We start from the raw sequence: 10,117 nt of genomic DNA on the forward strand, positions 1-10,117 counted from the left end.
TGGGATCGCGGTCTTCTGTAGGCCGCTCCTACATGGGATCGCGGTCTTCTGTAGGAGCGGCCTTGTGCCGCGAAATGAGGGCGCAGCCCTCACCTGCGGACTTACAGCCAAACACAGTCCCAATGTGAATACTCGCCGGCACGCTGAACCAGCCCGGCACGAATGGGATTGGCGATAATGTAGCGGGCAGCGGCCTTGACGTTGTCGTCTCGACGCAATGCCCGATCATGAAAACCGGGTTGCCAGACGCGTTGACGATCCACTCCGACACGAAAGAGTGCGCAACTGCTTCTGGATTGGAACGCACGCATCAGACTGCTCAAGCTGCCCTGTCTGAGTTCAACCAGCCAGTGCAGGTGATCAGGCATGAGTACCCAAGCCAAGGACTGGCAAGTGCCTTCCTGCTGGCTCAAGCGAAGTTGCTGGATAACTGCCCTGGCGAAACGCAGGTCAGTGAACAGTGGCGTGCGATTGCGGGTAGTGGTTGTAAGCAGGTACGGACGACCAGCCTCTGAAAAGCGCCCTCTACGCAGTCGGTGGTTACCTTGATGCTCCATGAGTCACTCCCTTGAACATTGCATTCAAAGGTAGTCGCATGGGGCGGACAGCTTTAGAAGAAAGCGTTTCAGATTGTGCTTTCGGTGAGGCCCTTTCGCGGCACAAAGGCCGCTCCTACAGGGTATGCATTCTCCCTGTAGGAGCGGCCTTGTGCCGCGAAAGGGCCGCAAGGCGGCCCCGGCGATTACGAAGACAGGTACGACGACCGGGTCAACCCAAGCCGCAACGCATCAAGGAACTGCGTGCGCTCGCGGGCGGTGATCCGTGCACTGGCCACCTTGTCGCGGTAGTGGGTCATCAGCTCCTCCGGCGACAGGTGCACGTAGCGCAGCATGTCCTCGATGGTGTCGTGGGTCTCGATGCCGGCGTGGTACACGCTGCCGTCGGCGTTCTGGTAGATGTTCACCGAGTCGGTGTCACCGAACAGGTTGTGCATGTCGCCGAGGATCTCCTGGTACGCGCCCACCAGGAACACGCCCAGCAGGTAGTCCTCGCCTTCCTTGACCGCGTGCACCGGCATGCTGGTCTCGATGCTCTGCTCGTCGACGTACTGGTTGATCTTGCCGTCGGAGTCGCAGGTCAGGTCCTGCAGCACGGCGCGGCGCAGCGGCTCCTCGTCCAGGCGGTGCAGCGGGATGATCGGCAGCACCTGGCCGATGGCCCAGGTGTCCGGCAGGCTCTGGAACACCGAGAAGTTGCAGATGTACTTGTCGGCCAGCTTGTCGTTCAGCTCGTCCAGCACCTGGCGATGCGAGCGCTGGCGGGCCTTGAGCGAGTTGTGCAGGCGGCGGCACACGGCAAAGTAGCACTGCTCGGCCAGGGCTTTTTCAGCCAGGGTCAGCTTGCCGTCGGCGTACTGCGCGGCCACGTCGCCCATGTAGTGGGTGGCGCGCCAGTAGGTCTCGGTGACCATCTCGATGTCGGTGGGGCCGAGCAGGTCGGCCAGCCACTGCACGGTCTCGGGCAGCGACGCCTTGTTCTCGATGGTCGGCATCTCGTCGTTGTGGCTCTCGACGTCGGTCACCTGGATCACCAGCATGGCGTGGTGCGCGGTCAGCGAGCGGCCACTCTCGGAGAAGATGTGCGGGTGCGGCAGGCCCTGCGCGTCGCAGAACTCCTTGAGCATCCCGACCACCACGCCGGCGTAGTCGTCCATGTCGTAGTTGATGGAGCTGGCGTTGCGCGAGTGGGTACCGTCGTAGTCCACGCCCAGGCCGCCGCCGACATCGATGTGGTCGACCGGCAGGCCCAGGGCGCGCAGTTCGCCGTAATAGCGGATGGCTTCCTTGAAGCCGTGCTGGTAGTCGGCCAGGTTGGCGATCTGCGAACCCATGTGGAAGTGCAGCAGGCGGATGCCCTGGTCGAGCCCTGCGTCACGGAAGCGCTGCACCACCGAGATCAACTGGGCGGCGGACAGGCCGAACTTGGACTTCTCACCCCCGGTGTCGGCCCACTTGCTCGAGGCCAGCGACGACAGGCGCACACGCAGGCCGACCTGTGGCTTGACCTTCAGCTCCGCGGCTTCCTCGATCACCAGGGCGACCTCGGATTCCTTCTCGATGACGATGAACACGTTGTGGCCGAGCTTCTGGCCCATCAGCGCCAGGCGGATGAACTCGCGGTCCTTGTAGCCGTTGCAGACGATGGTGCCGCCCTTCGGCGCCAGCGCCAGCACCGCCAGCAGCTCGGGCTTGGAGCCGGCTTCCAGGCCGATGGAGACGTTCTGGGTGGCGATGATGTTCTCGACCACCGCTTCCTGCTGGTTGACCTTGATCGGGTACAGCGCGGTGTACTGGCTCTGGTATTCCAGGCGCGCGATGTTGGCGTCGAAGGCGCCGGTCAGCTGACGCACGCGGTCCTGCAGGATGTCGGGGAAACGGACCAGCAGCGGCAGCGACAGACCGCTCTGGCGCAGCTCCTGAACCTGCTCGAACAGGTCGATCGGCGCGCTGTCCGGGCCGTTGGGGCGCACTTCGACGCGCCCGGCCTCATTGATGGCGAAATAACCAGCGCCCCAATGGCGGATGCCATAAACACTGCGGCTGTCGGCCACGGTCCATTGGCTACCATCGTCTTTGCGTGTGCGTCGTACGGACATTCAAGTCCCCTATAGATAAGTCCAAGACACTGCCCCATCAGGTGGCGGGCGCAGTGTAGAAGCTGAAAATGACGAATCGTCCGTGCCCCCGGATAGACCCTGGCCACGGCATCGAGTTTAGAAAGCGCTGGGCAAAAAGTCGCGCGACGGCCTCAGCCGCCGGATTTTTTCGCCTTGAAGCCCTGTTTGATCAGCTCGCCGAGCAACAGTTCGACATGGTCGCCCTGAATCTCGATGATCCCATCCTTGAGCGCGCCGCCGGTGCCGCAACGACGCTTGAGCGTGCTGGCGAGCTCCTTGAGCTGTTCGAGGGGCAGCGGCACGCCGGTGATGGTGGTCACGGTCTTGCCGCCGCGACCTTTGCTTTCACGACGCACACGGGCAATGCCATCGCCTTCGGGGATGACCTGCTGCTTGCAGATGCAGGCGTCCACCGGCTGGCCACAGTCGGGACAGTGCCGACCGGCATCGGTGGAATATACGAGACCGCCAAGGGCGGCGAAGGAAGAAGCTTTCTTGGCCACTTTTGTTCCTCTGTGCCGAGGACAAAAAACTGGTCGACGGGTGTCGACCGCGAAGCCCCACTCTGGCAGGGGCGGCGCTACTGCCGCAAGGTCCTGCGACAGCCCGAAAAGGGCGCGCAGTGTAACGATAATTCTGCCTGTTGCTAAGTACAGGATTGCGCCATTTTACGAATGTTTTGCGACCTGGCGCATTGCGGCGCTACAACCTTGCCCGCGAGCTCGAACCTGGAGCCTGCAGCGAGGGCGCCTTGCTCCAACACCCGGTAACGATTCGTTTATGGCAATGACAGGAGCAGCCGCCATAGTACGGACTTCGCCAGCCCTCATGCAGGAGACCGTCCAATGAGTATTCCCGCCGTCAGCGCATTCATTGCCCGCTGGCACGAACTGCGCCTGGCTCCGCCCATGGCCTGGCAGGTGACCCAGGACAGCCACAACCAAGTCCTGGCATTGCTGGGCAGGCTGCCGCCAGGCTACCGGCGCCAGGGCGATTGCGCGGTCCACCAGACCGCGACCGTCGAACCGGGCGCAGTCCTGAAAGGCCCGATCATCATTGGCGCGGGTTGCTTCGTGGCCGCCGGGGCCTACCTGCGGGGCGGGGTCTACCTGGGCAGCCAGTGCGTCGTCGGCCCGAGCTGCGAGCTGAAAAGCAGCTTCATGCTCGACGGCAGCAAGCTGGCGCACTTCAACTTCGTCGGCGACTCGTTGATCGGCTCAACGGTCAATGTCGAAGCCGGCGCCATCATCGCCAACTATCGCAACGAGCTGGACGGCGCCCCCATCCGGATTCGCCACGGCGAGGGGGTCATGGAGACAGCGGTCAGCAAATTCGGCGCACTGGTCGGCGACGGCTGCAAGATCGGGGCAAACGCCGTTATCGCGCCTGGCGCACTCCTGCAACCGGGTACACAGGTGCCGCGCCTCGGGCTGATCGACCAGTACGCCTACGACTGAACACGGGCCTTGTAGCGCTCCGGGCTTGCGCCATTTCACGAAAAATTTGCGACCTCTATCGCGGGGCAAGCCCGCTCCCACGAAATAAGTGCTATTACGTGGGAGCGGGCTTGCCCCGCGATCGGTCAGATCAGGCCAGCCTGGTATCGCTGCAACGCCACCAACGAGTCGGGGCAGTACGGCAGCTTTGCGCTTTCGGCCTGGGCCTGCTCGACGCTGATGAACCGCGCCTCGATGACCTCCTCGGGCTGCAAGCGCAGCGGCCCGTCCCACACCGCCGAATACACCGCGCACCACAAGCGGTTGCCCGGCTGCTCGAAGTAGAAGGTCTCGTGAAAACCCAACTCGACGCCGCTCACCCCCAGCTCCTCGGCAAGCTCCCGCGCCGCCGATTCGGCGTAGGACTCCTGCACCCCGACCATGCCGCCGGCCGCCACATCCCAGTAACCGGGATACAGCGCCTTGCTCAGGGTGCGCCGGTGCACGCACAGCTCACCCGCGCCATTGAACAGCAAAATGAACGTGCAGCGCCCGATCAGGCCGCGCTCGCGCAGCTCGGCCCGTGGCAGGGCACCGAGCAGTTGGTCATGCTCATCGACCCAGGCCACCAGCTCGGCGTCGGAGGCCGCGCGGTGCGCGACCTCGGCAGGATTGGTCGGCATATCAGCCCTGGGACAGCAGTTGGCGCAGGTCGATGACCGCGGCGTTGGCCCGGGAGATGTAGTTGGCCATCACCAGCGAGTGGTTGGCCCACATGCCGAAGCCGCTACCGTTGAGCACCATCGGGCTCCACAGCGCTTCCTGCGAGGCTTCCAGCTCGCGGATGATCTGCCGCACGCTGACCGTGGCGTTCTTCTTCGCCAGCACGTCGGCGAAGTCGACCTCGATGGCGCGCAGCAGGTGCGACAGCGCCCAAGCCTGGCCGCGGGCTTCGTAGAACACGTTGTCGATCTGCAGCCATGGGGTCTCGACCACTTCCTCGTCGACCTGCGGCGCCTGGCCGGGGGCCACGGTCTCGGTCTTCAGGGTGTTGTTCAGCTTGACCCGGCCGACGCTGGCCGACAGGCGTTGCGACAGCGAGCCCAGGCGGGTGGCCACGTCGCCCAGCCAGTTGTTCAGGTTGTCGGCGCGGGTGTAGAAGATCGCGCCCTGGTCACCCTTGGCCAGACGAGTCTGGTAACGGTTCAGCGACTTGATGCCCTCTTCGAACTCCGACTCGCTGGACGGCAGGATCCAGCTCTTGTTGTCGAAGTTGAAACGCGGCTCGGCCTTGGCCAGGTCGGCGTCCTCGGTCGATTGCGACTGGGAGCGGGCGAAATCCTTGCGCAGGGCGCGGGACAGGTCACGTACCTGGACCAGCACGCCGTACTCCCAGCTCGGCATGTTGTCCATCCACAGCCCTGGTGGGAAGCGGTCGTTGGAGATGTAGCCACCCGGTTTGTCGAGCAAGGTGCCGGCGACGGTCTTGAGGGTCTCGACGGTGGTGTAGCCGATGACCATCTGCTGGCCGTTGCGCTCGGCGGCGGCCTGGGCGTTCTGCTGCACCGGGAACAGCTCGGGCTCCTGGCTCCAGTACCAGCCCAGGCCGATGCACACCAGCAGGTAGAGGCCGATCAGGGTGCCCAGGGCACGGCTCCAGAGGCCACCGAGGTAGCTACGGGTGGCGGCGCCACGGGTTTCGACCCGCTCACGGGGCTCGGCCTTGGCCTCGCGGTTTTTCCAATCCAGCATGGCATTGTCCTTAATCAGTCACGAACGGTTCAGGGCTTGGACCACAGGCCTCGGCCAGGGTGCCACGACAAGCCCGCATGCCAGCACTATAAAGCAGACGCCGCCATTCGTATAAGCGACCATCGGGTCGGCAACTGAATGACGGTCCCTGAACACTTTGTTGACCCCAGGCACTCGCTTGTCGGAAAAGCAGTGCTAGCATAGAGCCATCATTGAACCTGCGCCCTCCCACTCATAAGTAGTCAGGACATGACCCAGCCAGCCGAGCCGAGCCACGAACGCCTCAAGCAGCACTTTGCCCAGCGGGTGATCCACCAGGCCCGGCAGATTCTCGAGATCTGGCAGCGCCTGCAGCGTGGCGAGTGGTCCAGCGGTGATCTGGGCGAGCTGTGCGAAGCCAACCTGCGCCTGCAGCGCTACGCCGAGCGCTTCGAGCAGCCCGAGCACGGCAGCCTGTCGACGGCCATCGGCCAGACCCTGCGTGCCATCGAAGCCAACAGCGCGCGGCTCAACTCCGAGCTGATCAGCGAACTCAACCGCCTGATGCAGCGCCTGTCGCGCACCGGCCTGCGCAAAGGCGACCAGCTCGACAACGTGCCCCTGCCGCCGCTGCGCAAACCGGTGTACATCGTCCTGCAGGACCACGACCGCGCCGAGCGCCTGGCCCAGCAGCTGGAGTTCTTTGGCCTGACCGTGCAGGCGCTGTGCAGCGCCGAGGCGTTCCAGGCGTCGATGAGCGAGCGCCTGCCGTCGGCCATCGTCATGGACGTGGACTTCACCGGCAGCGGCATCGGCCTGCAACTGGCGGCCCAGGCCCAGCAGGGGCTGGAGCAGCCGGTACCATTGCTGTTCTTCTGCCTGCACGAGACCGACACCCCGACTCGCCTGGCCGCCGTGCGCGCCGGCGGCCAGGAGTTCCTCACTGGCACCCTGGACGCCTCCAGCCTGCTGGAAAAACTCGAACTGCTGACCAGCGCCACCCAGTACGACCCGTTCCGCGTGCTGGTGATCGACGATTCCCGCGCCCAGGCCCTGCACACCGAGCGCCTGCTCAACAGCGCCGGGATCATCACCCGCACCCTGACCGAGCCGATCCGCACCATGAGCGAGCTGGCCGACTTCCAGCCCGACCTGATCATCCTCGACCTGTACATGCCCGAGTGCACCGGCCCGGAGCTGGCCAAGGTGATCCGCCACAACGACCGCTACGTCAGCGTGCCGATCATCTACCTGTCGGCCGAGGACGACCTGGACAAGCAGCTCGACGCCATGAGCGAAGGCGGCGACGACTTCCTCACCAAGCCGATCCGCTCGCGGCACCTGGTGACCACCGTGCGCAACCGCGCCGCCCGCGCCCGCCACCTCAAGGCGCGGATGGTGCGCGACAGCCTCACCGGGCTGTACAACCACACCCATATCCTGCAACTGCTCGAGGACTGCAGCTTCCGCGCCCGCCGCGAAGCGCAGCCGCTGAGCTTCGCCATGCTCGACATCGACCACTTCAAGAAGATCAACGACCGCCACGGGCACCCCATGGGTGACCGGGTGATCAAGAGCCTGGCGCTGTTCCTCAAGCAACGCCTGCGCAAGACCGACTTCATCGGCCGCTACGGCGGCGAGGAGTTCGCCATCGTCATGCCCAACACCGCGCTGGAGGCGGCGCACAAGGTGCTCGACGAGATCCGCCGGCGCTTCGCCGAGATCCATTACCCAGCGCAGCCGCATGACCTGCAGTGCACCTTCAGTGCCGGGGTGGTGCAGCTGGACGACAGCCTCGATGCGCTGACCATGGCCAGTGCGGCGGACGAGGCGCTGTACCGGGCCAAGCATGCCGGGCGCAACTGCGTGGTCAGGGTCGAGCCGTAGCCGCTGACATGGGCCGCTCTCATGGAAAACTCGTAACCCATTGATTTAACTCGATTCTGTAGGAGCGGCCTTGCGCCGCGAAAGGGCTGCGCAGCGGCCCCAGGTTCTGAGCCACCCTCGAAATTGCCGGGGCTGCTGCGCAGCCCTTTCGCGGCACAAGGCCGCTCCTACAGAGAGCAACCGGCAAACAATACCGGCACTGTGCCACTTTTTTATGGCGCCAACCCTCCGTCGTCATCACCCCGTCACAAAATCGCAATAACTTCAGGCCCCGACCTCTCCACTCCCCCTCCGCAGGAAGTTCGCGGCTATGCGCCTGAAGTGGCTGACCAATTTCAACACCCTGTTGCTGGTGACCGTATGTATCGCCCTGGGCGCGACCCTGTGGTGGTCGCAACGCGCCCTGGAACGTCCCTACCAACTGATGGAGCGCTACCTGGGCCTGTCCCAGCAGTTCCAGAATGACGCCGCGCGCAATATCCAGGCCTACCTGGGCAGCGGCGACGCCCTGCGCCATGCCGCGGCGATGGAGGCCAACAAACAGTTGCAGGCCGCCCTGGCCGAATGGCCGCAGGAGCTGTCGGCCAAGCTGCGCCCGAGCCTCGACAGCCTGCAGGGCTTCACCGCCAACGAACTGCTCGCCGCCGGCAAGCTGGCCGGTGATCCCCAGGCCCTGCTGCTGCAGGCCGAGCGGGAGCTGGGGGCGAACCTCGAGCAACTGGCCGGCTACGCCCGCGACAGCGCCAGCAGCGATGCCGGCCGCTACCTGACGCCGCTGCTGGAGGCCTCGCTGCACCTGGGCCGGCTGTCCCTGGCCCGCGACAAGCTGGTCAGCAGCGGCCGCGCCGAACTGGCCGCCGAGGTGGAGCGCGAACTGCAGCTGATCGCCGCCCAGGCCCAAGCCATCGACGGCCTGCCGCTGCTGGGGGTGACCCGCGCCGCCGAATCCAACGCCGACGACTTCGCCGCGATGATGGGCCTGGAATCCCAGGCCAGCAGCCAGCAGGAAGACGTCGCCGTGGGCCTCAAGCGCGAACTGCACAGCCTGCTCGGTCGCTACCCCGGCGAACTGCAGCGCACCCGCGAGCAGATCGAGCGCCGCGCCGCCCTGGCCGCCAGCACCGGCGAGCGCCTGGAGGCGGTGCAGCAGGCCATCGCCGGCCTCGAGCCCGAGGTGCGCGGCCTGCACGCCACCATTGCCGGCGAGGTGCGCCTGATCCAGGGCCTGATGATCGGCCTGATCCTGCTGATCGCCCTGCTGATCGACACCCTGCAGCGCCGCCTGGCACGCACCCTGACCGGCCTGGCCCCGGCGCTGTCGCGCTGGGCCGAGGGCGACTTCGCCCAGGCCATCGCCCTGGGCCGCACCAACCGCGAGCTGCACGATATCCAGGAATCGCTGAACCGCCTGCGCCAGTACCTGGTGGAGCTAGTCGGCACCATCCGCCACAACGCCGAACAGGTGGCCGGCAGCAGCCATGCCCTGGCTGGCATGAGCAGCGCCCTGCACGACGGCGCCGAGCGCCAGGCCGGCGACACGGCGCAGATCCGCGACGCCCTGGGTGAGCTGGAGGCGACCATCCAGCAGGTGGCCGGCGATGCCAGCGCCGCCGCCGAGGCCAGCCGCGATGCCGGCCGGGCCGTGGAGCAAGGCCAGACGGTGATCGGCCAGAGCCTGTCCGGCCTGCGTTCGCTGGTCGACGAGGTGCAGGGCAACGCGCGGATGATCGAACAACTGGCGGAAGAGTCGGCGACCATCGGTGGCGTGCTCACGGTGATCCGGGCGATTGCCGAGCAGACCAACCTGCTGGCCCTCAACGCTGCCATCGAAGCGGCCCGGGCTGGCGAGATGGGCCGTGGCTTCGCCGTGGTCGCGGATGAAGTGCGCTCGCTGGCCCAGCGCACCACCGGCGCCACCGGTGAGATCCAGGCGTTGATCGACCGCCTGCAGCAGGCCGCCCGCAGTTCGGTGGACGGCATGCGCACTCAGCTGGAGCACGCCGAGGCCACCGCCAACCAGGCGCAGTCGGCCGATGGCGCGCTGGACGCAATCGTCAGCGCCATCCGCACCATTGCCGACACGGCGGTGCGGATCGCCGATGTGACCGCGCAGCAGACCGGCGCGGTGAGCGAGATCCGCGATCACAGCGAGCGGATTCATGAGCTGGGTGAGGACAACTTGCAGCGCATTGGCGAAGGGCGTGAGCAGGGCGAGCAGTTGCTCAAGCTGGGGGGTGAGCTGAATACGGCGGTGCGGGCGTTCCGGCTCTAGTCATCTGCTTGATGGGGCTGCTTCGCAGCCCATCGCGGCACAAGGCCGCTCTCATGGAACAAAACATAATTCTCTGATCTGACTGGGGCAGCGGGGGGGGGGGGGGGGGGGGGG

Annotated in this window: 8 protein-coding genes; 3 read left to right on the forward strand and 5 right to left on the reverse strand. The window is 65.6% G+C overall.

Annotated elements, in window-relative coordinates; translation table 11 throughout:
• Window positions 1–101 precede the first annotated feature (101 nt).
• The 3 genes from NMG10_RS25510 to NMG10_RS25520 all read right to left on the reverse strand — a co-directional run bounded on the left by NMG10_RS25510 (window position 102) and on the right by NMG10_RS25520 (window position 3,180).
• Window positions 102–557, reverse strand: coding sequence for a transposase (locus NMG10_RS25510; RefSeq protein ID WP_254465349.1), 456 nt, complete (start codon window positions 555–557; stop codon window positions 102–104).
• 185 nt (window positions 558–742) lie between these two features.
• A complete protein-coding gene (speA, locus tag NMG10_RS25515) occupies window positions 743–2,656 on the reverse strand; it encodes an arginine decarboxylase (RefSeq protein ID WP_186714976.1) in 1,914 nt (637 codons plus the stop codon).
• 152 nt (window positions 2,657–2,808) lie between these two features.
• Complete coding sequence (locus NMG10_RS25520) at window positions 2,809–3,180, reverse strand: translation initiation factor Sui1 (RefSeq protein ID WP_254465350.1); 372 nt, start codon at window positions 3,178–3,180, stop codon at window positions 2,809–2,811.
• Window positions 3,181–3,522: 342 nt separating this feature from the next.
• On the opposite strand from NMG10_RS25520, the gene NMG10_RS25525 reads away from it, so the two are divergent.
• Window positions 3,523–4,134 (forward strand): transferase, encoded by a 612-nt coding sequence (locus tag NMG10_RS25525; protein ID WP_254465351.1) that lies wholly within the window; start codon window positions 3,523–3,525, stop codon window positions 4,132–4,134.
• 125 nt (window positions 4,135–4,259) lie between these two features.
• Here NMG10_RS25525 and NMG10_RS25530 read toward each other — a convergent pair whose 3' ends face one another.
• Both NMG10_RS25530 and NMG10_RS25535 read right to left on the reverse strand, forming a co-directional pair.
• Window positions 4,260–4,796 carry an NUDIX hydrolase gene (locus tag NMG10_RS25530; protein ID WP_203650325.1) on the reverse strand — a complete coding sequence of 179 codons (537 nt, stop codon included), beginning with the start codon at window positions 4,794–4,796 and terminating at the stop codon, window positions 4,260–4,262.
• A 1-nt stretch (window position 4,797) separates the two neighbouring features.
• Entirely contained in the window at window positions 4,798–5,865 is a 1,068-nt protein-coding gene (locus NMG10_RS25535; protein ID WP_062572768.1) for a DUF2333 family protein, read from the reverse strand.
• Between the two features lie 249 nt (window positions 5,866–6,114).
• Here NMG10_RS25535 and NMG10_RS25540 point away from each other — a divergent pair, with 249 nt between their 5' ends.
• Complete coding sequence (locus tag NMG10_RS25540) at window positions 6,115–7,731, forward strand: diguanylate cyclase (protein WP_232857080.1); 1,617 nt, start codon at window positions 6,115–6,117, stop codon at window positions 7,729–7,731.
• A gap of 310 nt (window positions 7,732–8,041) precedes the next feature.
• The gene (locus NMG10_RS25545) at window positions 8,042–10,003 is read left to right on the forward strand and encodes a methyl-accepting chemotaxis protein (RefSeq protein ID WP_254465352.1); all 1,962 of its coding nucleotides are present in this window, start codon (window positions 8,042–8,044) and stop codon (window positions 10,001–10,003) included.
• The last annotated feature ends 114 nt before the right edge of the window (window positions 10,004–10,117 follow it).

The sequence above is a fragment of the Pseudomonas sp. DVZ6 genome (genome assembly GCF_024259445.1).
Taxonomy (GTDB): domain Bacteria; phylum Pseudomonadota; class Gammaproteobacteria; order Pseudomonadales; family Pseudomonadaceae; genus Aquipseudomonas; species Aquipseudomonas peradeniyensis.